Annotated in this window: 28 protein-coding genes; 22 read left to right on the top strand and 6 right to left on the bottom strand. The window is 43.3% G+C overall.

Annotation, left to right across the window (positions count from 1 at the left end):
• Window positions 1–244: 244 nt before the first annotated feature.
• The 12 genes from JSY36_RS17215 to JSY36_RS17160 all read left to right on the top strand — a co-directional run bounded on the left by JSY36_RS17215 (window position 245) and on the right by JSY36_RS17160 (window position 11,598).
• Entirely contained in the window at window positions 245–631 is a 387-nt protein-coding gene (locus JSY36_RS17215) for a GntR family transcriptional regulator (RefSeq protein ID WP_122896112.1), read from the top strand.
• Complete coding sequence (locus tag JSY36_RS17210) at window positions 628–1,521, top strand: ABC transporter ATP-binding protein (protein WP_205167296.1); 894 nt, start codon at window positions 628–630, stop codon at window positions 1,519–1,521. The genes JSY36_RS17215 and JSY36_RS17210 overlap by 4 nt, the downstream gene beginning before the upstream one ends.
• Window positions 1,499–2,251 carry a hypothetical protein gene (locus JSY36_RS17205; RefSeq protein WP_205167295.1) on the top strand — a complete coding sequence of 251 codons (753 nt, stop codon included), beginning with the start codon at window positions 1,499–1,501 and terminating at the stop codon, window positions 2,249–2,251. The genes JSY36_RS17210 and JSY36_RS17205 overlap by 23 nt, the downstream gene beginning before the upstream one ends.
• Window positions 2,248–2,973 (top strand): hypothetical protein, encoded by a 726-nt coding sequence (locus JSY36_RS17200; RefSeq protein ID WP_205167294.1) that lies wholly within the window; start codon window positions 2,248–2,250, stop codon window positions 2,971–2,973. Before JSY36_RS17205 ends, JSY36_RS17200 begins: the two co-directional genes overlap by 4 nt.
• Window positions 2,974–3,466: 493 nt before the next feature.
• Window positions 3,467–5,077: a ribosomal protection-like ABC-F family protein gene (abc-f, locus tag JSY36_RS17195; RefSeq protein WP_205167293.1), complete on the top strand. Its 1,611-nt coding sequence runs from the start codon at window positions 3,467–3,469 to the stop codon at window positions 5,075–5,077.
• A 274-nt stretch (window positions 5,078–5,351) separates the two neighbouring features.
• Window positions 5,352–6,194, top strand: a complete 843-nt coding sequence (gene proC, locus JSY36_RS17190; protein ID WP_205167314.1) for a pyrroline-5-carboxylate reductase — start codon at window positions 5,352–5,354, stop codon at window positions 6,192–6,194.
• Window positions 6,195–6,219: 25 nt separating this feature from the next.
• Window positions 6,220–7,347: a glutamate 5-kinase gene (gene proB, locus JSY36_RS17185; protein ID WP_205167292.1), complete on the top strand. Its 1,128-nt coding sequence runs from the start codon at window positions 6,220–6,222 to the stop codon at window positions 7,345–7,347.
• A gap of 254 nt (window positions 7,348–7,601) precedes the next feature.
• The gene (locus tag JSY36_RS17180; RefSeq protein ID WP_205167291.1) at window positions 7,602–8,864 is read left to right on the top strand and encodes a glutamate-5-semialdehyde dehydrogenase; all 1,263 of its coding nucleotides are present in this window, start codon (window positions 7,602–7,604) and stop codon (window positions 8,862–8,864) included.
• A gap of 138 nt (window positions 8,865–9,002) precedes the next feature.
• Window positions 9,003–9,545 (top strand): GNAT family N-acetyltransferase, encoded by a 543-nt coding sequence (locus tag JSY36_RS17175; RefSeq protein ID WP_205167290.1) that lies wholly within the window; start codon window positions 9,003–9,005, stop codon window positions 9,543–9,545.
• A gap of 147 nt (window positions 9,546–9,692) precedes the next feature.
• Window positions 9,693–10,325 carry a methanogen output domain 1-containing protein gene (locus tag JSY36_RS17170; protein WP_336511515.1) on the top strand — a complete coding sequence of 211 codons (633 nt, stop codon included), beginning with the start codon at window positions 9,693–9,695 and terminating at the stop codon, window positions 10,323–10,325.
• A 157-nt stretch (window positions 10,326–10,482) separates the two neighbouring features.
• Window positions 10,483–10,788 (top strand): hypothetical protein, encoded by a 306-nt coding sequence (locus tag JSY36_RS17165; protein ID WP_205167289.1) that lies wholly within the window; start codon window positions 10,483–10,485, stop codon window positions 10,786–10,788.
• Window positions 10,789–11,277: 489 nt separating this feature from the next.
• Window positions 11,278–11,598, top strand: a complete 321-nt coding sequence (locus tag JSY36_RS17160; RefSeq protein WP_205167288.1) for a hypothetical protein — start codon at window positions 11,278–11,280, stop codon at window positions 11,596–11,598.
• Window positions 11,599–11,677: 79 nt separating this feature from the next.
• On the opposite strand, the gene JSY36_RS17155 is transcribed toward JSY36_RS17160, so the two are convergent.
• A complete protein-coding gene (locus tag JSY36_RS17155) occupies window positions 11,678–12,109 on the bottom strand; it encodes a ferritin-like domain-containing protein (RefSeq protein ID WP_205167287.1) in 432 nt (143 codons plus the stop codon).
• A gap of 203 nt (window positions 12,110–12,312) precedes the next feature.
• Here JSY36_RS17155 and JSY36_RS17150 point away from each other — a divergent pair, with 203 nt between their 5' ends.
• Window positions 12,313–12,756 carry a VOC family protein gene (locus tag JSY36_RS17150; protein WP_205167286.1) on the top strand — a complete coding sequence of 148 codons (444 nt, stop codon included), beginning with the start codon at window positions 12,313–12,315 and terminating at the stop codon, window positions 12,754–12,756.
• A gap of 98 nt (window positions 12,757–12,854) precedes the next feature.
• Entirely contained in the window at window positions 12,855–13,787 is a 933-nt protein-coding gene (locus JSY36_RS17145; RefSeq protein ID WP_205167285.1) for a manganese-dependent inorganic pyrophosphatase, read from the top strand.
• Window positions 13,788–13,841: 54 nt separating this feature from the next.
• Here JSY36_RS17145 and JSY36_RS17140 read toward each other — a convergent pair whose 3' ends face one another.
• From JSY36_RS17140 to JSY36_RS17130, 3 genes are read right to left on the bottom strand one after another with little or no spacing between them, the layout of a single operon-like run.
• Window positions 13,842–14,519: a P-II family nitrogen regulator gene (locus JSY36_RS17140; protein ID WP_336511514.1), complete on the bottom strand. Its 678-nt coding sequence runs from the start codon at window positions 14,517–14,519 to the stop codon at window positions 13,842–13,844.
• Entirely contained in the window at window positions 14,455–15,246 is a 792-nt protein-coding gene (locus JSY36_RS17135) for a DUF1538 domain-containing protein (protein WP_205167283.1), read from the bottom strand. Before JSY36_RS17135 ends, JSY36_RS17140 begins: the two co-directional genes overlap by 65 nt.
• Complete coding sequence (locus JSY36_RS17130; protein ID WP_205167282.1) at window positions 15,243–15,941, bottom strand: DUF1538 domain-containing protein; 699 nt, start codon at window positions 15,939–15,941, stop codon at window positions 15,243–15,245. Before JSY36_RS17130 ends, JSY36_RS17135 begins: the two co-directional genes overlap by 4 nt.
• Window positions 15,942–16,642: 701 nt before the next feature.
• Between JSY36_RS17130 and JSY36_RS17125 the strand changes: the two genes are divergently transcribed.
• The 5 genes from JSY36_RS17125 (at window position 16,643) to JSY36_RS17105 (ending at window position 19,124) form a co-directional block, all read left to right on the top strand.
• On the top strand, window positions 16,643–16,849 hold the full coding sequence (locus JSY36_RS17125; RefSeq protein ID WP_205167281.1) for a helix-turn-helix transcriptional regulator: 207 nt from the start codon (window positions 16,643–16,645) through the stop codon (window positions 16,847–16,849).
• 1 nt (window position 16,850) lies between these two features.
• A complete protein-coding gene (locus JSY36_RS17120) occupies window positions 16,851–17,297 on the top strand; it encodes a hypothetical protein (RefSeq protein ID WP_205167280.1) in 447 nt (148 codons plus the stop codon).
• 2 nt (window positions 17,298–17,299) lie between these two features.
• The gene (locus tag JSY36_RS17115) at window positions 17,300–17,794 is read left to right on the top strand and encodes a small multi-drug export protein (RefSeq protein WP_205167279.1); all 495 of its coding nucleotides are present in this window, start codon (window positions 17,300–17,302) and stop codon (window positions 17,792–17,794) included.
• Between the two features lie 265 nt (window positions 17,795–18,059).
• Complete coding sequence (locus tag JSY36_RS17110; protein ID WP_122896132.1) at window positions 18,060–18,314, top strand: hypothetical protein; 255 nt, start codon at window positions 18,060–18,062, stop codon at window positions 18,312–18,314.
• Window positions 18,315–18,557: 243 nt separating this feature from the next.
• The gene (locus tag JSY36_RS17105; protein WP_205167278.1) at window positions 18,558–19,124 is read left to right on the top strand and encodes a hypothetical protein; all 567 of its coding nucleotides are present in this window, start codon (window positions 18,558–18,560) and stop codon (window positions 19,122–19,124) included.
• Window positions 19,125–19,158: 34 nt separating this feature from the next.
• Here JSY36_RS17105 and JSY36_RS17100 read toward each other — a convergent pair whose 3' ends face one another.
• Complete coding sequence (locus JSY36_RS17100) at window positions 19,159–19,782, bottom strand: hypothetical protein (RefSeq protein ID WP_205167277.1); 624 nt, start codon at window positions 19,780–19,782, stop codon at window positions 19,159–19,161.
• A gap of 185 nt (window positions 19,783–19,967) precedes the next feature.
• Between JSY36_RS17100 and JSY36_RS17095 the strand changes: the two genes are divergently transcribed.
• The 3 genes from JSY36_RS17095 (at window position 19,968) to JSY36_RS17085 (ending at window position 22,050) form a co-directional block, all read left to right on the top strand.
• Entirely contained in the window at window positions 19,968–20,543 is a 576-nt protein-coding gene (locus tag JSY36_RS17095; protein WP_122896135.1) for a DeoR family transcriptional regulator, read from the top strand.
• Between the two features lie 21 nt (window positions 20,544–20,564).
• Window positions 20,565–21,323, top strand: coding sequence for a FixH family protein (locus JSY36_RS17090; RefSeq protein WP_205167276.1), 759 nt, complete (start codon window positions 20,565–20,567; stop codon window positions 21,321–21,323).
• 160 nt (window positions 21,324–21,483) lie between these two features.
• Window positions 21,484–22,050, top strand: a complete 567-nt coding sequence (locus tag JSY36_RS17085; protein ID WP_205167275.1) for a biotin transporter BioY — start codon at window positions 21,484–21,486, stop codon at window positions 22,048–22,050.
• Window positions 22,051–22,334: 284 nt separating this feature from the next.
• On the opposite strand, the gene chrA is transcribed toward JSY36_RS17085, so the two are convergent.
• On the bottom strand, window positions 22,335–23,510 hold the full coding sequence (gene chrA, locus JSY36_RS17080; protein WP_205167274.1) for a chromate efflux transporter: 1,176 nt from the start codon (window positions 23,508–23,510) through the stop codon (window positions 22,335–22,337).
• Between the last annotated feature and the right edge of the window lie 63 nt (window positions 23,511–23,573).

Genomic DNA, 23,573 nt, shown 5'->3' with positions numbered 1-23,573 from the left:
TAGGCTTAGATCTCCAATTCTTAACAAAGAGGGAGGAATTCTTAACAAAAAAAGTGTGAATTTTTAATAATCGGATCGGAATCCTTAACATAAATGTCAGAAAAAGAGAGCGAGCCTGCCCCTCCATCCCTGACCATCAGCACCATCAGAAAATAAATATTCCCAGCATATTGCAAAAATTACTACAATAACATATACTACATTACAACACTAATGCACTAACCTTGAGAGGAGGTGCCTCCTTTTGATTATTAATCCAGATGGCGCCAAACCTATTTATGTTCAAATATCAGAGTGGATTGAAACAGAAATTTTGAATGGGAACTTTACAGAAGATGAAAAAGTGTATTCGCAATATCAGCTGGCAGAAATGATGAACATTAATCCGGCCACAGCAGCCAAGGGATTAACAAAGCTTGTTGAAGAAGACATTCTTTATAAAAAGCGAGGGCTCGGTATGTTTGTAGCAGCGGAGGCGAAAGGAATTATTTTGAACAAAAGGAAGACGAACACGTTAACGAAACTGGTCGAAGATGTTGTTGCAGAGGCCAATCATTTAAACGTAAGCGAATCGGAACTTATAACCATGATTAAAACAAGTATGTCGGAAACGAAAGGGGAAAAGTCATGAACGCAGTTACATGCAGTCACCTGACAAAAACATATAGAGAGAAAAAGGCAGTTAATGACCTGTCAGTCTCCATCGAAGAGAATAAAATCACAGGGATCATTGGAAGGAACGGCGCCGGGAAAACAACATTCCTTCAAATTGTGGCCGGGTTTCAAAAGCCTACTTCCGGGGAGGTCATGGTTTTTGGGGAAAATCCATTTAATAGTCTGAATGCTTCTGCCAACACGATTTTTATTAATGACACTATGAATCTTCCAAACTCCCTGACGGTTTACGAGATTTTGGAGTCAGCAGCTTCGTTTTATCCGAACTGGGATAAAGAACTGGCTGAACGGTTGTTTGAGTACTTCTCCTTTCAGCGGTCACAGCGGCACGACCGGCTTTCAAAAGGAATGCGGAGCACTTTTAATATGATTCTCGGTCTGTCTTCAAGGTGCCCACTGACGATCTTTGATGAGCCGACGACCGGGATGGACGCGGCTGTCCGCAGTGACTTTTACAGAGCGCTCTTGAAAGACTATCTTGCTCACCCTCGGACGATTCTGCTTTCAAGCCATCATTTGAATGAAATTGAAGAGTTAATTGAAGACGTCTTTTTAATCAAAGACGGGACCGGTCACCTGTACCTGTCTGTTTCTGATTTGAAAGAGTACGGTGTTGGAATACAGGGGCCGGATGAGCAGGTGGAAGAATGGATAGAAGGAATCGATGTTTTTCATAAACGGGACATTCCGGTAAATAAAAGCTATGCCGTCATAAAGCGAGAAGATTTAAGGTCCGGATATGAAAAAGCGGGGCTTACAGTTTCTCCTGTATCGGCTACTGATATGAGCATGTATCTGACTGAAAAAAGAACAGGGGGAATTGATGATGTCTTTAACCGCAGTTAGCTTCTGGAGTGTTGTAAAAAAACAGTACTGGTTTAAAGTGAAAGCCTACAAGAATGCTTTTTCGACTCTGGTCATTCTCCAGCTTCTTGCCATTCTTTTTTCTATGAACGGTACATCACAGATGGGGTCGGGAAGTGAAATGGTTTATGTTTCCGTTACACACTATACCTCGTCGGTGGTGATCATTTTTTCGATGATCTGGTGCTTTATTACTGCGATTTTAATTACAACCAAGGCTTACAAAAACGATGACTTTGCCTTCGTGACGAACCGGTTGAGCGGAAATGCGGCCAACGTTCTTTTCTTATTGACAGCAAGCGTTATTGCAGGAATTACGGCGAGCCTCAGCGGCTATGCAATAAGAATTTCCGCCTTTTTTATCCACGGTGTGGAATATATGGGGGCGGAATCGATGCTGCAAAATCCATTGGAAGTCCTGATGGGGACAGCTGCGGCTGTCTTGTATATCTTCCTGTTGGGGTCACTCGGCTACCTTCTCGGTAATCTAAGCCAGATAAACAGAGTATTTACATTTTTGGTGCCGGTCATCTTTTTCGGCTTTGCTTTTACGGGAGGGGGAAGTGAAGGAGGAGTTCTTGCTCAAATCCTTACCTTTTTTTCCGGTGAATCGTCTTTTCTCCTGTTCATGTTAAAAGCCATCATTGTCTCGACTGCTCTATACTCCCTGACGTCGTGGCTTACGAATAAAATGGAGGTGCGCTTATCATGATGCTGGCTATGGTTTTACAACTGGTTGTATTCATTCTTTTGTTCGGCGGCATTTATTTTGTTATAAAAAAACAAAGAAGGATGGGAGTTGCCATGGTTAAAGGCAGAAGCCGGAACTGGTTTTTTACCCTTTACATTTGTGCACTTCTTATCTGTGCAGCTGCTTTTTACCTGATCCCGGTTGAGCAGTTTAATCAGACGGTGGCTCTGGAATATGAGGCGGCTTTTGAAGCAGAGGAGGAACTTCGCACATTACTGAATAGCGGCAATTATGAAGAGGCAGAGGGTAACCTTGTCTCCAGATTCTCCTTCGACTATTTCAAAGATGAACTTGTTGTTAATGCCATGTACAGAGACTACTTTCAGGGAACGCTTTTTGTGGAACCGACAGATGAACTGGACGGGGAAATGGAGGCCTACCTTTATATGGGGAAGTCCTATGTGGACGGCTTTGACTACACAGATCAGGTTAACGCGCCACACCTGGTAGTTCACGAGGATGAATTGCAGATTCATCTGGAAGAGACAAATATCAGCTTTGCAAACCTGGGTAAAGAGTTCACTATCTCTCAATTTACGGAGGATAATGACAGTGATGACCCCTTTGGCCATCGTTCTTCATCCAGCTATCACGGAAGCACTTATATCTATTTGAGAGTTCCGGCGGGAGTAAGCGTGGAATCCGCAGATGACGGATTGTATGTGGAGGAAGTGAAGAGGTAGGGGGAATTGTTCTAAACGTAGAATGACGGCGGCGAAGTGCAAAAACGGTCACCGTAACCGTAAAATAGCGTGAGCTAAACGTTAAATAAGCGAATGTAAGTATAAAAAAGCAGTTCAGCACCAAAGGAAACCGTTCATGGCTGCAGGCTGGGGCGGAGCGAGGGGGCAAAACGCAGAAAAGAGTTGTAACCGTAAATAGCAGCAACCTGCATCAATTCAGCGTTCCCCCTCTCCTTTTCGAAATTGACAAAAACGCTTTCATTCACATATGATGGTATTAATTAATGGAAAGGAAGGTACCTTATACGATGAAGCAGTAATCCTATTTTCAAAGACAAGAATTTCATTTAACAAGAAATCATTTTGTCTGGATAGGATTAGTGTGTACATTTTTAAGGGAGCCTTCATAACGAACAAGACCGCCCGTTTCAGGGGGAGGTCTGCCCAAAATGAATGCACACAATCCTCTCAGGCCTACCAGGGAGGATTTTTTATGCTTTTACTGAAAACTGAACCACTTGAGAAAAGTTACGGGGACAGAATAATTATAAAAACGGAAAAGCTCAATATTTACAATGGAGAAAAAATCGGAATCGTAGGGCGGAACGGGGAAGGAAAATCAACACTCTTAAAAATACTCGCCGGAGTACTCCAAGCCGACAAAGGGGAAGTGCATACTCTCTCTGACTGTGCATACCTGCCACAGCTCGAAGCAGGACAGACGCCGGTTACAAAAAAAGAACGCAGCAAATGGGCTGTTCCAGATGGAGACCGCAGGAGCGGCGGTGAGGAAACAAGAAAGAAAATTGCTGCTGTCCTTTCCACTGATGCTCAGTTGATTTTAGCAGACGAACCGACAAGTCATCTCGATATTGAGGGGGTTGAACAGTTCGAGAAAGGAATTTTAAAAAGAGAGGGAGCGGCAGTGCTCATCTCTCATGACCGGGAACTGCTGGACCGTGTCTGCACATCCATATGGGAAGTGGAAAATGGCGAGCTTCTCATATATGAAGGGAATTATTCCAGTTACACAGAGCAAAAGCAGTTAAAAAAAGAGCGGGACTGGTTTGAGTATGAGCAGTATACAAAAGAAAAGGCCAGGCTCACAGAAGCAAAGCTTGAAAAATCACAGCGGTCAACTGCACTGAGAAAAGCCCCGAGGAGAATGGGGAACTCGGAAGCCCGGCTTCATAAACGAAGTGTAGGAAAAAAGAAAGCAAAACTGGACAAAGGGACAAAAGCGATACAGTCAAGAATTGACCAGCTGGAGAAGAAAGACAAACCGAGGACAGAATCCGAAGTGACGTTTAATATGGAGAGGTTCACACCCCTTCACAGCAGAACAGCTGTAGCTTTCGAAGATGTTACTGTAAAAGCCGCCAGCCGTCTTCTGATTGAAAAGCTTCGGGCAGCTGTTAAACCGGGAGAGAAAGTTGCAATCACCGGTTGTAACGGAGCAGGCAAATCCACGCTCCTGAACATGATTAAAAACAGGGAGAGCGGTGTACGTGTTGCAAAGCCGGCTAAGATCGGTTTTTTCTACCAGCAGCTGGAGAATCTCGATGAAGAAAAATCGATTCTTGAGAATGTAATGGAAACGACCAGGTATACAGAAGAGTTTGTCAGAACGATTTTGGCCAGGCTTTTATTTAAACGGGAAGAGGTTCACAAGGAAGTCTCAAAACTCAGCGGTGGAGAGCGTGTGAAAACAGCACTTGCAAAAGTATTTCTCAGTGATGTGAACGTACTTCTTCTCGATGAACCTACAAACTTCCTCGACCTCCCCACAAAGGAAGCGCTGCAGGAAGTCCTTAGTGAATATCCCGGTACTATACTCTTTGTTACTCACGATCGCTACCTTATCCGCTATTTAGCTGACCGGGTCATCGAAATAGCAGGCAAACGGGGCATTGTCCAGGAGCCGGAAACCCTCAAAAACCCCCTTCATACCGGAGCCGAAGAGGAAGAGGCGATGACGGAGCTTGCTATTGAATTGAAGCTTGCAGAATTGCTCGGAAAACTCGTTGAAGCTGTGGATGAAGATGAGAAAAAACGTTTAGATGAAGAATATGCACGTATGCTTCAAAAGAAACAACAGTTATAAAAGGCTGATATGACAGTGGTTTTAGAACCGCTGTCTTTTTTTTGCCCACTTCCAATCAGCGTCTCGCGTCCTCTCACGCTCTCTCGTGCCGTATATCGTGATTAGAGGACCCTGTCGGAATAATGGAGGCGCTTTCATTCACTATTTGCCGTTTATCCTCACTACCTCACATTAACCCCTTGAAGTCAAAAATGAGAGTGTTACGATAAATAGCGGATTGAACAACAGGACGGAACAACAAATGCTTACAGAAAAAAAGGAGCTGGATATAGATATGGATACTAACTTACGCGTTGCATTTATCGGTGCAGGAAACATGGCGGAGGCGATGATTTCCGGCATTGTAAAAACCGGAACTCTTGAGCCGCATCAGGTGATTGTTACAAACAGAAGCAACGAAGAGAGGTTGCTCGAGCTTCACAATCGATACGGAATTCAGGGAATGGTACGCGACCGTTTGCCCATCCAATCAGCCGATGTGATTATTCTTGCGATGAAGCCAAAGGATGCAGAACAATCACTGCTTTCTATAAAAGATCAAATCAGACCCGATCAGGTGGTCATGAGTGTTCTTGCCGGGATCTCAACAAGCTTTATGGAAGAACATTTAAACGCAAATCAGCAGGTCATCCGTGTGATGCCTAACACATCAAGCATGCTGCAGGAGTCAGCAACAGCGATTTCCCCAGGTGAGCATGTAACGATGAAAAATGTAAAGATGGCGAAGACATTATTGAAATCCATCGGTGAAGTTTATGTGATCGAAGAAGATCAGATGGACCTTTTCACAGGAATTGCAGGAAGCGGTCCTGCTTACTACTACTACCTGATGGAACACATTGAAAAGATTGCAAGAGAAAACGGAATGGATCCGGCGCAGGCAAGAGAAATCGGCGCACAGACCATTCTCGGAGCAGCGAAAATGATGCTTGAGCGTGAGGAAACCCCTGCACAGCTCAGAAAAAATATAACGTCCAAAAACGGTACAACAGCTTCCGGCTTGGAAGCACTTGCTGAAAACGGCGGCGGTAAAGCAATTAAAGCAGCTGTTGAAGGCGCAATGAACCGCTCAAAAGAAATCAGTAAACAACTGGAAAAAACACCAGCCCACCAATAAGAAAGTCTTATAGAACGTAGGAGTGATGAAATTAATGACTTTAACAAAACGTGTTGTAATTAAAATTGGAAGCAGCTCACTAACGAGCCAATCAGGAGATATCAGCAGAAGAAAACTTGAAAAGATTACAGACCAGGTTGCGGAACTTAAAGATCAAGGCCACGAAGTTCTTCTCGTATCATCAGGAGCGGTAGCAGCAGGCTACAGAACACTCGGCTTCGTAAACCGTCCGACATCACTGCCTGAGAAACAGGCAGCCGCTTCTGTCGGTCAGGGCCGTTTAATTGAAACCTATTCCGAACTCTTTTCATCACACGGATATGCTGCGTCTCAAATATTAATTACACGCGGCGACTTTTCCGACGAAAAACGATACAACAACGTTAGAAACACCGTGAATGTTCTTCTTGAGCGAGGCATTGTACCGATTGTAAATGAAAATGACACCGTTACGACAGACCGTCTCCGCTTTGGCGATAACGATACCCTGTCTGCGAAGGTAGCCGGTCTTGTGGATTCAGATCAACTGATTATTTTATCTGATATAGACGGATTGTACGATGATGACCCGCGCAAAAATCAGAATGCTGAGCTACTGCCAAAAGTTACAGAGATTACAGATGAGATCGAAGACATGGCCGGTGAACCGGGTTCTGCAGTAGGAACCGGCGGTATGCGCTCTAAAATCGATGCCTTTAAGATCTCTATGGCATCCGGCATTCCATCTTTCCTCGGACGTTCCGGTGTGAAAAATATTCTTATTGATGCTGTTGACGAAACAGCAAGAGGAACCTATTTCTCCTGTGAGGAAACCGAACACAATCTTGATCATAAACGTCAGTGGATTGCGTTCAACTCTGGTCCTGAAGGAGAAATTACGATCATTGATGAAGCACGAGAAGCGATTGTTGATAACAAGGCCCACCTTCTTCCGAGTCAGGTTTACCAGGTTGACGGGCACTTCAGCAAGGGCTCTGTCGTAAAAATCCGTGACATCAACGGTACGCAGCTCGGACTTGGAATGATGAACTATTCCTCAGAAGACCTTGCAGCATTTCAGTTGAAAAAGACTCAGGATAGATCTCTCGATGCTGTAATGAACAGCGAAGCATTTGTATGTGAGCTGGAAGTGGCAATTCCAGTTGGAGTTTAATTCAGTGTGGCGTAATTTATAAATTGGAAACATCTCAATAATAACTACTGTTTTCAAGAAGATTGTTGCAGAAAAGATGCAGCCGGAATGCTCGAGACTCTGCGTGAGCAATTGCCGGGGGAAGACCCCGTAATGGGGAGCAGACCCACAGGCACCTGTAGAAAGGAAGGGCATTTCGGCAGCATCATATATAAATTTATTACCTGAAGGAACAATTTCTTAGAAAACAGCCAATAAATACAAGGAGTGGTTTGGTGACTAAAGTAGTCGAACCAGTAAGTGTAAAGTCTCAGGCAAAATTGGCACAGAAAGCGTCAAAGTCCCTAGGAATGCTTTCAACGCAAGTGAAAAACGAAGCATTGCATGTGGTTGCGGACTATCTGGATCGAAATATTACTACAATTTTGACAGCAAACGAACAGGATCTTCAAAACGGAAAGAAAGCAGGCTATGATGACGCGTATATGGACCGTCTCGCCCTAAGCGAAGCACGGGTAAAGGAATTTGCCCAGGGTCTTCGTGACGTAGCGAAGCTTGACGATCCATCAGGTGAAACCGTAGATGAGTGGACACTTGAGAACGGTCTGAATGTAGCGACTGTCAGAGTACCTCTTGGAGTCATCGGGATGATTTACGAAGCCCGTCCTAACGTAACAGTCGATGCGACCGGTCTTGCCTTAAAATCAGGCAATGCAATCGTTTTAAAAGGTGGGTCTTCTGCGATTCATTCGAACCGTGCGATCGTAAAATTGATGAAAGAAGCTCTCGCTAATACAGAAGTTTCCTCAGATGCCGTACAATTCATTGACAGCACTGACCGCGAAGCAACTGAAGAGTTGTTTACAATGAAAGAGCACATCGACGTGCTCATTCCACGTGGAGGCGGTAAACTAATTTCCGCAGTTGTAAACAACGCAACGGTTCCTGTTCTTGAAACGGGTGTAGGAAACTGTCACATTTATGTTGACAAAGATGCAGATGCAAAAAAAGCCATCAGTATTTTTGTGAATGCAAAAACGGACCGCCCGGCTGTCTGTAATGCTGCAGAGACATTAATTGTTCACAGTGAATGGCTGAGCGCCAGCAAAGAAGCTCTTGTGTCTGCTTTTAACGAACATGGAATCGGTGTTTACGGCTGTGAAAAAGCAGTGAAAGAGATTGAGGGAGCAGAGCCTGCGACAGAAGATCACTGGGCAAATGAATTCCTCAGCCTCGATGTAGCGGTGAAAGTAGTAAACGACGTTTCCGAAGCGGTTGAACACATCGACACTTACGGAACAAAGCATTCTGAGGCTATTGTAACGGAAAGTAAAGAAACAGCAGCCCGCTTCACAGGACTTGTTGATGCAGCAGCGGTTTATCACAATGCATCCACCCGTTTTACGGATGGAAGTGCCCTTGGCTTTGGTGCTGAAATCGGGATTTCCACTCAAAAACTCCACGCACGTGGCCCGATGGGGCTGCCGGCGCTTACGACAGTGAAATATGTCATGAGCGGAAATGGACAAATCAGATAGGTTTACTGGTAAGGCCCTGAGGCTTTTAAAGCTTTCGGGGTCTTTTTTTGCAAATTTAAAGGATACAGGACTTCTATCCAGAAGAGTTTGAACAAGGGGAGATTTTCTCTCCTAATACGAAATCGAGGAGTCCTTTTTTTGGAATTTCCTGAACTTGAGACGAATAGGCTGCGCCTGGTAAAGATCACCTACGATTACACAAAAGAACTTTACGACATTCTCTCGAGAAAAGAAGTCATGAAGTATTATGGTATGGATCGTATTTCAAATTATGAAGAAGCTGCCCAGGTGATTGAGTCGTACAGAAAGAATTTTGCAAATCAGCGAGGAATCCGTTGGGGCATTGTCATAAAAGATTCGAACGTATTTGTTGGAACAATCGGATTAAGTAATTTACTGCAAAAAAAAGCGGAGGTTGGCTTTGAACTGCATCCGGACTATTGGCGAAAGGGATACATTTCTGAAGCTTTCAGAGAGATACTCAGATATTCATTTGAAGAACTTGATTTGTTCAGGCTGGGAGCGGCAACTTTTCCTGAGAACACAGCATCCATATTTTTATTGGAGAAATTTGATTTTGAGAAAGAGGGGTGCCTGAGAGGATACTTTTATCAAAACAAAACCTCCTATGATGCACTCATCTTCTCCGTAATTTATCCAGAGTGGAAAAGAAGTATTTGAAGATTTTGACATTGTAAAATATTGTCGATACTTATTCAGGGAATCACATCATTCATACTCCTGCATTCATGAAAATAGTTTATAATTATTTAGATGAGATTAGTGGGTTTTAAAACTTTTCTTGATTAAAAGGAAGGGGTAGAAGAAGTGATAAACGAGGATAAACCTCCATCATTGAGTGGGCATGTGTTTCTTGCGAAGCTGATTACGCAATATGCACACATTCACGAGCGTACAGTCGGTAAAGGAGCCCGGGATTATATCAGAGAAATCGGACTTCGAACCGGGGAATGGCTTGAAAGGTTTTATAAAGACGATCAGGAACGCTGGTCCGTTGAAAAATACGCAGACGTTATTGTCGATATAAAAAATTCAATCGGTGGGCACTTCAGGATCGTTGAAGTGTTTCCCGATCACGTGGTAGTCAGAGCAACAGCATGTCCGTTTGGGGATGTTGTACAGGACGCACCGCATTTATGCATGATGACCTCCAGTGTATTTGGAGGCATTGCGGCCCGCCAATTTGGATACAGTAAAGTAAGTTTGCGGGAGCGCATTGCATTAGGTGATGGTGGCTGTGAAGTAGCGATATACTTCTCACCGGCAAGCACTGAAGAAGGGGATGAATATAAAGATTTACGGATCACTCCTCATTACGGCGATCCGTTTAACTGGGAAGAAGAAACCATATCCATGCTCAATGAAGAGCTTAGGAAAAGTGACACGATGATCGAGATGCTGTTAGAAGAGCTTGAAGAACTGAAAAAAGAACGAAATTAATGAGACCCGCACAGCTTTTGAAGCTGTGCGGGTTTTTCATTTTCAATGAAGGAACAGTCTGGATTCCCACTAGCCTGTTTTCTTATCTTTCACACCACCGCTGCCCTCCGCTCATATACTAATACAAGCATATAATGATAACAAGAATGGAGATGCAATGATGAAAACAGTATTAAAAAGCTTACTTACAAGCTGGCTTTTCTGGTGCCTGATAATTCCGGTATTTATAGTATACGGTACTTTATCCTACGCTACTTACAATTTAATCTGGATTAATGCAGAAAAGCTGGAGACGATGGAACCGGAAATTATTGAAGCAAAAGAGGCAGGGGAGACCCTCCCCTTCAGAGAGAGGTATGACTATGAATCTACCTTCAATCTCTATCATAAATCCCAGAACCTTCTCCAAAGCTTTTGGATGAAATACATCTTCCCCTTCCCTGAATTCACCGAACCACTCTAACATTCTTGCTAATCTGAAAAAAATTAGGACGGATGCTGCACCTTTCAAGATATTTCAGCACCTTTTTTGTACGGAATATCCTCCCTTTCCGCGAACTGGCACTTCCGCAGGATTCTCGGTAGTTCAACTCCCCACGATGCTTGGAGAAAACAGAAGATAAAGATAAAACAATCTGACAGCTAACGTAAATAGTACCAACATATGAACAGCCCTTGGAATGGACTTGCATTTCAGAGGCTGTTCCTTTCCTTAATTTGTGTAAAATTGTGGGATATTCAGTCCGGGAAGGGTGGGAAGTCTAAACGGCGAATTGTTAAGGAAAGTTTGTGGAACGGCCGGCATAGAGTAGGACAAAGGTTGATGCTCAAAAAGAGGTTACCCTGTCAAATATCACAGTTTTTCTTGATAATAACTGAATTTTATGAATTTATTTGTCGGAAAAGGGTAACGGAAATGTAGAGTACTCTTGATTTCGGAAAGGGGATTTCTGTGACTAAGAAGAGAAGAGTTATCCTGGTTCTGCTGCTCTCTGTTTTGGTTGTTGCTTTATCCTACGGTACTCTCAGGCCGAGTGCGGTCCATGAGTTTCCCGTTCCGTTCCATGCGGAGATCGAAACGGTTCATTCTGAAAACAGCTTTACCTACAAACACACAGGGATTAACCGTTTATATCTGCTTCAGGCACGACTGTGGGGATGGAAGAAAGTTGACAGCATGGGATCTCTGCAGGTCTTTGAGAAAGACGGAAAAAAGGTCGATGTGATCACGTTTCAGGATGGATTTGATATCGGGGCTTCCATTGAAGAATAGTATATGGATACTCTTACCGGAGGGTCTGGTAAAAGAAGCACGTACCTCAATGCTGATGGACGTGCTCTTTTCCATGTGCTTAACGATTTGTCAGTAAATACAACAGCCACACACCATGGTTTTGTTCATCCCATGAGGCTCTGCGAAAGGTGTTTCTTACGGCAGGTACGTCGGCCTGCTCGGCTGCATTCAAGTATTCAGCTACGTTATTCTGTTTGTTAAAGAATGCTTCTTTTAGTCCCCTTTCATAAAGATTACTGCAGACGGCAATCATTTGAGGAGTATGTTCCCTGCCTGTTAAATTAAAGTAAAGCTCAGCAAACATCCGATAATGACGGAATTCATCAGCGCGGATGGCAAGGATACGCTCCCTCTCTTCCAAAGAAGGTGCCAGTTGGGCAAGTGTTTCAAGACAGAATATAGATGTGTATTCCACGTTCATCGCTCTTGCAATGTTATTAATCTGTTCGGGGTTAATCCCTTCAGTCAGCTGCAGTGTCGAGTTATACATAAGACAGACTCCTTAAAAATCGTTATCGTGATCATTATGTTATTCGCTAAAAAGCTGTCCCGTGTAAGTTGTTATCCTGTGAAAAGCCAGGATTTTTTTCGCGGTGATTTCCAGGTTGAGACTCACTGTAAGTTATTATTAAACAGATCTGAAAGTAAAGAATGGTAAGATAAAAAAAGATAAATAAAAAGGAGGAAGTTTGCATGAAACTGGACAATTTACGCCTTCTTGTAACCTCTTTTGAAGAGTGTTTTTACTTTTACAGAGATACGATGGGCCTGACAGTCACATGGGGAGAGCCATCAGGGGAGTATGCGAGTTTTGAAGATTCAGGAGAAAATACGGTGGCCATCTTTAATCGCCAATTAATGGCCGAAGCTCTCGGAAAAGGAGAGCTTCCCAGCTTTTCAAACAGCCAGGATCGCTTTGCTTTAATTTTCAGAGTGGAGGACCTGACTGAAGAGGTCAGCCGTATCAGGGGAAATGGCGGAGATGTGTCTGACATCAGGAAGCAGCCGAGCTGGGGGATCGAATCAGCATATATCCGTGACCCTGACGGAAACCTGATTGAACTCATGTCCAGTATTCCGAAGTCATCGTGGGATGAATCGTTATTAAAAGAAGATGATAGATATTCCCGTCAGTGAATGAAGAAAAAGATAATGATTATTTGTCCAAGCCTTGTTAAAATGGCAATGGATCGTTAAAAATAGCAAAGAGCAACATAAAAAGGAGTTTTGACATTATGGCAAATGAAAAAGTACTTATCTTTGGTCACAAAAGCCCGGATACAGATACAATCTGCTCAGCCCTTGCGTATGCTGAGCTGAAAAAGGAATTGGGAATGGATGCTGAACCTGTCCGTCTCGGTGAAGTAAGTGAAGAAACACAATATGCTCTAGATCGTTTTAAGGTTGAAGCGCCCCGGCAGATTGACAAGGCAGCACCTGACGCAGATCTTGTTATCCTTGTGGACCATAACGAGCGCCAGCAGAGTGTCGAAGATATTGACAGTGTCCGTGTACTTGAAGTCATTGACCACCACCGTATTGCAAACTTTGAAACAAAAGATCCCCTGTACTATCGTGCTGAACCGGTTGGTTGTACGGCAACGATTTTAAACAAGCTTTATAAAGAAAACAATGTAGAAATCAAACCTGAGATTGCCGGGTTGATGCTTTCTGCCATTATTTCCGATTCATTATTATTTAAATCTCCTACCTGCACTGAAGAAGATATCCAGGCAGCCAAAGAGCTTGCTGAACTCGCCGGGGTTGACGCTGAGAGCTATGGTCTTGAAATGCTCAAAGCAGGTGCAAACCTTCAGGACAAAACAGTTGAACAGCTGATCTCTCTTGATGCAAAAGAATTTACGATGGGAAGCGCAAAAGTGAAAATCGCCCAGGTAAACACAGTAGACACAGACGAGGTATTTGAGCGGCGCAGCGATTTGGAAAAGGCCATCAACAACGATGTTTCTGAAAAAGGACTCGACTTATTTATCCTGGTAGTGACAGATATTCTAACAAATAACTCTACGGTTTATGTAGAAGGTGAAGCATCTGAGAGTGTGGAAAAAGCATTTGATGTGAAGCTTGATAATAAAACAGCCGTTCTTGAAGGTGTCGTTTCCCGTAAGAAACAGATCATTCCTCCACTAAATGGTGTATTAGCATAGTTGAAAAAGAGGCTGCCGCAATGGCAGCCTCTTTTGTCATGCTGTTTTTTCCGGTCAGTGATTAATCCCGATTGTTTCTTCTACCGGGAGGATGAAAGCAATTCCCTTTCCCGGCTGATTGAGGGAGGCTTCTTCTTCGATTTGGTGTAAGACTCGTTTGACCTTATCCCGGGTAACCAGGGTAAGCACGATTTCTTTCTCAGGTTCAATAATCATGGAAAGAAGCTTTGCCTGTTCATGAATGCCTGATCCTCTCCCTGATAATATGGTTCCACCTTCAGCCCCGGCTCGTTTGGAAGCATCAACAACGATACCGGCATCTCCTTTATTTACAATGGTCACGATTAAGTCAAAATTCACTTTGCCGGTCATTGTATCCAATGCCTCCTCTTCGAATGTCAGATCCATCTGATTATGAACAATCCCTCTTACAGCCAGAATATCAACAACAAATCCGATGCCGGTCCCTTGTTTATTTAATTTTGCTTCTTCTTTAATATGTTCAAGGATATTTGACAGCCGGTCTTCCGGAATAAGCGTGAACACGATCTCCTTTTCATAAAGCATATCAATTCCGAAAAAGGATTCTTTCTCATGAATCCCGAGCCCCGAACCGAGAAGAATCGTACCACCTTCAGCGCCGGCTTTTTTTGCTGCAGCCATTACTTTATTGGCTTGTTTCTTTTTCACGATTGTGATGATCAGCTTGTAATGGTTTTTTGATGTCTTCACGGTGTACATCCTCCTTTTTGCTATACAAGAGTCCGAGAACAAGTACGGATAGAATTGGCGTCAGTGCAACGAGAGAAATCATTCCAAACCCATCCAACAGAGGGTCCCGTCCTTCAGTTACATTTGCTACCCCGACAGCAATGGCCATGATAAACGTCACTGTCATCGGGCCGGTAGCCACTCCACCGGCATCAAAGGCAATAGTGATGAAGCGTTTTTTAGAAAAACGTATTAAACAAAATGCTGCGAGGTAACCGGGCACGAGAATCATCCATAATGGAATACCCACAATGATCCTGATCATTGATAAAGCGATAGAGACAGCAACCCCGATCGACAGCGTGAAAAGCAGGATATTACTTGAAATGGATCCTGCTGTGACTTTTTCCACTTCGTGATTGAGTATCCGTATGGCTGGCTCTGCGAATGTCACGACAAACCCAAACAATAATCCTATTAGGGGAAGATAGAGCCAGGCTCTTGTATTCTGCCCGAGTATCTCTCCGATAGCCTGACCTGCCGGGAAAAAGCCGATGCCTACCCCTTGGAGGAAAAAAGAGAGACCAAAGAAAGTAAGGGTAATACCAAACATCATCTTCCACACTTTCTTCAAGCTAAGGCGGAGAAAGAAAATCTGAAATGCGGCAAACAAAATAATTAAAGGTAAAACGGCCAATGCCACTTCATGAAGAATATGGTCAAAACCTTGAAAAAAGTGAGTGATCAACCAAAAATCACCCCCAGGATCATAATAGCCAGTACAGGACCGATCGAAGCCAGTGCTACAAACCCAAATCCGTCACTTGTCTGCTTGGAGTCGGCCCGTCTGACTACAGACGCCACACCTACACCAAGGGCAAGAATAAACGGTACTGTCATCGGTCCGGTTGTGACTCCGCCGGCATCAAAGGATATGGGAATAAAATTAGGAGGTGTGAAGAGGGCAAGGATAAAAATAAGGGTATATCCCCCAATCAATAAATGAATGAAATTTAAGTTATATAAAATCTTAACCATTGCCAAAGCAACGAAGATAGCAACCCCAAAGGCGACAGTATAAACAAGAAGGTCATTTGAAATACGCCCCCCTGATACCTGGTCAACCTGGAAGGCGAGAACCCGTACATCCGGTTCGGCAATGGTAACCACGAGTCCAAGAAAGAAGCCAACCCCGATAATGAGCCACGATTTCTTGATTTTTGGGAGAGAAGAACCGATCAATTCCCCAATAGGCAGAAGGCCGATATGCACCCCCACAAGAAACAGAAACAGTCCGATCCCAACAAGTACAACGCCTGCTAAAAAAGATATAAATACATCAGAAGGAAGACCGATGACAGTAAATTGAAGAACAATAACAACGAGGGCCAGGGGAATGATTGCAAACGTCACTTCTTTTAACTGATCAAGAATGTTGGCCATGTGTTTCTCCTCTCTGTGTTCTGCCAAAAGGAAAGAGAAGCCGGAACGCTGCCATCTGTTTTATGTAAGGAGTCATGTTCATTAACGTGACTTAGGTGAGGCGTTCAAATGTTACATAACTCTATAAAATTATTATATTATGTAACCTTTGGAGGATTCCTATGAAAAATGTCGATGCTGTAAAAAGATTTGTGCTCAACCAGAATATAGTGAGGCCGGTAATCCTCATAAATACAAAAAGAGAGACATCCTGATTTCAGGACTGTCTCTCTTAAATTTATTAAATATTCCTTTCACATTGCATAGTGACCGATGATTGCAAAGAAAAAGACAAGTCCAAAAGCAAAAAATGTACGGCGCATGCTGCAACCCTCCTCGATAAAATAGTCCGGAATAAGCGATAAAACCTGGTTGAATGCTATAAAGCATCATAAGAGTTGTTTACCGTTAACTAACGTTAATTAACTCTTAATAACTTGATTTTAAATCATATATCGACAGATTTAAAGTATTTTAATTATTATTTTTCCGTTTTTTTGTCAGTTAAAACATAGGATTTCAAAATGGGGAATATTTGAAAAATGACAATAAAATCACACATTTTGCCAATAAAAGATTACAAAATGCAAAAAAAACTTTACATTTTGTAATGGATACCGTACAATAAAAAAGTAAGATGATGGAAAAGGAAGGAATGCCATATGCTAAGAAATCGTGTAAAGGAGCTCAGGGCCCGGTTCAGCTTAACACAGACAGACTTAGCCAATAGAATTGGTGTAACCCGGCAGACAATCGGGCTGATTGAAAAAGGTGACTACGCCCCGAGTATTACCCTTGCCATCAAAATGGCAAAAACATTCGATACGTCCATTGATGAAGTATTCTGGCTTGAAGGAGATGAAGAGTAGGATGTTGGAAAAAGTGATTCGGTCCCCATTGGTTCTGATTGTTACTTTGTTGTTTATGGTCATTATGCTCTGGTCTATTTATTACGGAAATTTGTCTAATGTAACTGAACAAACATTGGTTGTTATCTTTCTAATCTGGAGTGTAACGTTTATAATCCTGATCGGTCTTCATAATCATCGGAGCCCGGAACGGAAAATAAGCTGGAAAAGCTGGACACCCTACGAATTACAGGAAGAAGATGAAGGTCAGCAGTGGGTAACATACCGGGCTACCCGTAAAGTGTACATCTTTTTCTATTTCGCTATTCCTGCAGGGTTATTGGTGGTGGCTGTCTTCAGGCACATTGAGTTCATGCCTTTGATCGTTTTGTTTGTATTAGGAACAACCCAGTATGGAATCTACTGGTATGAATCCAGAAAATATTTAAATGACCGGGAGGAAGTTTAAGAATGACTACATTTATTGCCTATGTTGTTGTGTTTTTACTCGCTGCCACTCCGTTTTTTGAAATGATTGCCGTTATTCCTCTCGGCGTTGCTGCAGGTCTTCATGTTGTTCCTGTTACGATTCTTGCATTTGCAGGTAACGTAGTAACTGTTCTTCTTGTTATTCTATTAATCAATCAGATTCAGGCCTGGTTAAAAAGAAGAAGAGAAGCAAAAGGAAAGGACGGCGATTCCAAAAGAGAAGGCAGGGCAAAGAAAGTATGGAAGCGATTTGGACTTCCCGGCCTTGCCATTGCGGGACCGTTTTTTATCGGGAGCCACCTTGCTGCTCTTATGGGAATGAGTTTTGGAGGAACGAAGAAACGAATGGCTGTCTGGATGGTGGGGAGTTTAACAATTTGGTGTCTTGTAACAGCTGTAGCTTCTCATATTGGAATAGACTTGTTCTTTACCCACACCGACCGGGAAGGTTTTCTGGTAGATTACCTGGATCAGTAGAAATAGTGAAATACAGGAGGGCGGCTTAAAGGTCCGAAAGTAGCTTTGATATGGCTCCACACACCGCTCGACCGGCAGGAGAAACCGACTCCTGCCGGTCTCTTTAAAAAGGACATCGGCTCCGCTCATTGCTTCGAGGTTGATCCGGATTTTGGGTCAACCTCTTTGTTTTGTATCTGGCGAAATAGTGTACGTAATTGGAGCATATAGTGAAATAACGTCTTTAGAATACAGATGAATCATTTAATAAGAGGAGTGAAACATCATGAGGGCAGCAACCATAAACCTGATCACTTTCTTGTTTGTTTCTCTGTTTGCCGCATTGGGGATTTCAGGTCAATTCACAGAAGTAAACAATGCTCCCCACTGGTGGCTGTACCCGAGCATTGTCTGGACCTTTGCATTATTCATTCAGCAGATTCCCCATCTTTGGGTAAAGTTGAGCGGTCTGGCACTTGCCTGCCTGAGTGCACTATTTTGTTTTGTATTTATTTTACCGGAGTTGTTCAACCTGCTTTAAGGACATTGGAAAAAATGGCAAGCAGGAAATCTCTGATCATCGTTGAATACGTTTATTAAGAGATGAACATTTAGATCTGCTGTGCGTCACGATTCGTTGTTAAATTAGTTACAACTGTACACGCTGATGTTTTCTAATGACACAGCCGGAGCATCGTTCCTTGAAACCTTTGAATAGAAAAATATGTTAAGATTATTTCTATAAACAGATAGAAAATAAGTAAAAAAGTTAGGAGAGGGCTTTATGAAAGGGTATCTGTTGATGATCCCATTCCTGCTTATGGCGGCCTGTTCAAATCAAGTTGAATCAGAAATTAATAAACAAATGCTTGATGATGAAGTTGATTTTTCATATACCATTCCTGAATTGGATGGATACCTGATTACGAAAATTGACGTCAGTCCCCGTGGCGGTGATGTTAGCCGAATAGATATTTACTACACGGATGTTGATAATGTTGACGATGACCGGCAGCTGCTGGATGCTGAAGAAGAATATGATGAAGAATTTAATATCAGGACGGTATACGGTCCTTATGAAGAGTGGGCGGAGCATGGAATTGTACTGATTCAAAGTCCGAAAGAGCTGGGTTATTCATACAATGAGGTCATAGAGGTTGAAGGCCGGGAAGTCCCTTATAATCATACGAAGAGCGGAAAAGAGTCTATCATTGCCTTTGAATTAACGACTGAAGAAACGTATTATTACGGGACGATCTTTAACGTGAAAGACAATCCGTCTGATAGACAGATCAGACGCAGCATTTCTCCAATCTTCGAACAAATTTTAGAGGAATACGGCGAGGAGTAAAAAGAAAGCCTGGACATAGATGCCAGGCTTTCTTTTATGTGTCCTCTGACTCTATAAGCTGGTGCTCAAGAATCTCCGCTCCGTGGGCTTCGAGAGTTCTAAAGATGTTCCGGCGCATGGATGCCAGGTTGTGGTCGTATGTGAGGGTGAAAGTATCATTGTTCTCGGTTCTGAAGACGAAGTGGGTATAATAATCCCCGTTTTCCTCTCCATAAGTCTGAACTTCTTCTATACTTCCCCATGGGTAATGGTCTGCCTGGTAGGAGGTGAGTTCGTTTATATGGAATCCCTCATCGTCAATAAAGTAATAGTTTGTTACACCGAGAGTGCAGATGGGAATAAACAGCAGACCTGCCAGTACAAAAGCCCAGCCGTGCTTCGTTTCCTTTTTTGCTCTGTCCCTCAGATGACTCACAATCATATAAGCTACCATGATAAGTACCGTCCAGAGCATCCCGGCCCCAAAAGTGTAATAGGCAGAACGGGGGGCTACAAAAATCCAGTGATCACGTGAAAAATAAAACACATCCTGTAAAATTAAAATAAACACTAAGGGCAGCATAAAACTGCTCAAAAAGATCATGACACTTAAAATCACGAGAACCATATTAAGCTGGTCCGGGTCAATCTTCCATTTTATCAGCCTTTCTGTTGACATATATACCGCTCCTTTTAAAGGGTTCTAGCTAAGTCTACGGTATGGTATCACGAAAGTTTCAGAAATTTCCATCAAAGAGGTTGTTAAAATTCATCATCTATTCACAAACTCCCACATAATCATCTTGTGATGCCATTGAAATTTCACTATAATTTACATACAGAATACGGATAGGAGGAGGATACATGCTTCGTGAGGAACGAAAAAAACGAATACTTAACTGGATTGATGAGGAAGAATACATTCGCATTACAGAATTGAGTAAGCGGTTAAATGTATCAGAAATGACCATATACCGGGATATTCAATCTTTATCTGAAAAGGGTCTGCTGAACAGGTCCAGTGGCGGGGTGACAAAAAAACACACTTCAACACATGAGGGTACTAACATTTGTGCGTATTGTAAAAAAGGACTTCACAGACGCCAGCAGGTACAATTGATCTTTAAGGATCAAAAAGTGGAAGAGCTGTGCTGTGCCCATTGCGGACTTCTACGTTATCAGGAAGTGGATATTGAAGTCTCTCACTTATTATGTAAAGACTTTCTCGATGATTCTACAATGAGTGCGAGTATGACGCATTTTCTAATTGGTTCAGATCAGGTAATGAACTGCTGTTACCCCCAGACTCTTCCATTTGCTTCCAGAGAGCAGGCTGTAAGGTTTCAAAAAGGATTCGGAGGACAGCTCTGTACATTAAAAGAAGCACTCAGTGAATTGAATAAACAGATGAACGTTTCAGGATGCTGTAAAGACCACTAGACACATCAAAGGAGTAATTCTATGAAAAAGTTTCTCGCATTTGCGTTGATAAGCGTATTAATGATCGCTTGTGGACAGGAAGAAGAGGAAAGCCACGGTAACGAATTGGAAAACCTGGGACCGATCGATGTTGAAGTAACGATGGACAGTGAAGGGGATCCTGGTGAGTGGACACTTGAAGCTTTAGTTACCCAGGGGGAAAATCCGGTAAATGACGCGGATGAAGTCACATTTGAAGTATGGAAGCAAGGGGAGAAGGAAAACAGCGAAATGCTGGATTATGAAGATGTCAATGAAGGAATGTACACAGCTTCCTACACATTCGAGGAGGATGGCCATTATTTTGTGATTCCTCATGTCACGGCTCACGGTATGCACGTTATGCCAACCCATGAACTGACAATCGGGGAACCGGAATCAACAGAATCTGAAGAAGCCGATGACCATGAGCATGGACACGATGATCACGACCATTCTGATGGTCACAGCCACCATTCTGACATTGTAGATGTGGAAAGTAACTTTGAGGATCTTGACCGTGATACTCCAATTGAAGTGACCATAACTGAAGATGGAGAAACCCTTGAAGATGCCCGTGTCCGCCTTGAAATCTGGCAGCATGGTGATGAGATGAGAACTTGGATCGATGCTGAAGATGAAGGGGAAGGTGTGTACAAAGCTGCCCACGATTTTGAAGAAGCAGGAGATTACCACGTTGTGATCCACATTGAAAACGATGAGATTCATGAGCACCTGGATGATTCATTTACAATTGAATAGAGGTCTATATTCCTCTTATTAGATAAAGCAAGAGACAAAAGCCTGTTATGGAGGCTCAGGAAAACTGGGTCTCTTTTTTATGCTTTGCTTTATACAAAAACTAATGCCTTAATATATGTTAACTTAAATTAGAGTGAAGTTAACATATGGAGGGATTTTATTGTTTAATGATTTATCAGTATTAAAAAAGTCGGGCTTATGTTTATTGTTTGCTTTAATAACCGGTGTTTTTGCACAAATCACGATTCCGCTCCCTTACATCCCTATAACCGGTCAGACACTGGCTGTTGGTCTGGCAGCAGTAATACTGGGAAGCAAGCTGGGAGCGGCTACCATGGTTGTCTACCTCCTCCTTGGTGCAGTCGGTCTTCCTGTATTCTCTGACTTGCAAAGTGGAGTTAATGTTCTTGTTGGACCGAGCGGCGGGTATATATTCGGGTTTGTGTTAACCGCGTATGTTACGGGGCTGATCCTGGAAAAGTCATCTTTCACGCTTGGCTGGGCGACAGTGGCTAATATTGTTGGAATGGGGATTACACTCGCATTTGGAATGATCCAGCTTATGATCGTGCTGGAATTGACTTTTACAGCCGCTTTACAGGCCGGTGTTATTCCGTTTCTTATAACAGGTGTTATTAAAGCTTTTCTGGCAAGTGCAGGAGGCGTCTGGGTGAGGCGTTTTTTAGGTCATGAGCCGAAAGAGGAACGACTGGAAAAAGCCAGCTGACTGCAGCTGGCTTTTCGTTTTAAAAATGAGTATAGATATACTTAAATGAAGCGTTTCATCTTAAATATGCATATCGTAGTAAAAAACGAGGTGCACAACATATGAACCCTGAAGAAGCATTTCAGTACTATGCTGCCCATTCATCTGCATGGTGACCATTTTGGAAGGTTAAAAACAGCTGCGGCCGGCAATCCGAATCAATATTACGCCTATGCTGAAAGAGAAGCCTATCATCGCTGGCAGGCTCTCTATTACCGGAGGTTTTTTAAGTCACCTCTGGCTGATTAAACGAACATAAAAATAATAGTTCCTCCTGCAGCACCGATGAGTACGACCATCCATGCCGGTACTTTCCAGAACACGAGAAGTCCGAACAAGCCTGCTGCCAGTGCAAAATCTACCGAAGATGTTACTGCGCTTGTAAAAATCGGATTGTAAAACGCAGCGGCTAAGATCCCCACAACAGCTGCATTGACACCTAATAAGGCTCCTTGAATAGTTGGATTTTTACGAATCACATTCCAAAAAGGAAGAGTGCCCAGGATCAGCAGAAATGCGGGCAAAAAGATTGCTATGGTTGCTACAAGTCCACCGGTCCAGCCGTTTGCAATCGTCCCGAGATATGAAGCGAAGGTAAATAACGGTCCTGGAACAGCCTGTGTGGCTCCATAGCCTGCAAGAAAGTCTTCAGCTCCTACAATACCTGCGGGAACAACTTCACGTTCAAGTAAAGGCAGGACGACGTGCCCGCCTCCGAAAACGAGAGCTCCTGCTCTGTAAAAACTGTCGAAAAGAGCAAGCAGATCAGATGTAAACACATTCCTCAGGGCAGGAAGAACGGTCAGAAGAGAGAAAAAAGTTACAAGACAGAACGAAGCGAAGCGGTAGCTTAGCCTGATTCCCATATCAACAGGATCTTCGTCCTTTTTTCCCCGGTAAATGATAAGTCCCGCTACGCCGGCAAGAACAATCAGCACTACCTGGCTGTAGACGGTCTGCCATACGAGCAATAAAATAAGAGTAATGATGGCAATGCTTGCTCTTGTCCGGTCCGGAGCCAGTTTTTGACCCATCCCGAGTATCGCATGTGCGACGACGGCAACAGCTACAAGCTTGAGGCCGTGAATCCATCCTGCCTGGCTGATATCAAAGCTTTGCATCAGCGTGGCAAAAATCATAAGGGCGAGAACGGATGGAAAAGTAAATCCGATAAAAGACAAAATAGCTCCCATAAGCCCGCCGCGCATCAGGCCGATGCCAATGCCTACCTGGCTGCTTGCCGGTCCCGGAATGAATTGGGCCAGTGCAACGAGATCAGCATAGGCTTTGTCACCAAGCCAATTCCTGCGTTTTACATATTCATTGTGAAAATAGCCTAAATGGGCAATAGGTCCCCCGAATGAGGTAAATCCAAGCCGGGTGGAAACGAGCAAAATTTCAAGTAATGTTTTAAGATGCATGCACAGCACTCCTGTTTCGCAGAATCGCAGTCATTATACCATAAGGATTTCAGTGGTTTGTTA

Origin of the sequence: Alteribacter salitolerans, assembly GCF_016901055.1 — a bacterium.
GTDB lineage: Bacteria > Bacillota > Bacilli > Bacillales > Salisediminibacteriaceae > Alteribacter > Alteribacter keqinensis.
The sequence above is the reverse complement of the archived record's forward strand: the minus strand, read 5'-3'. Positions and strand labels throughout refer to the sequence as shown.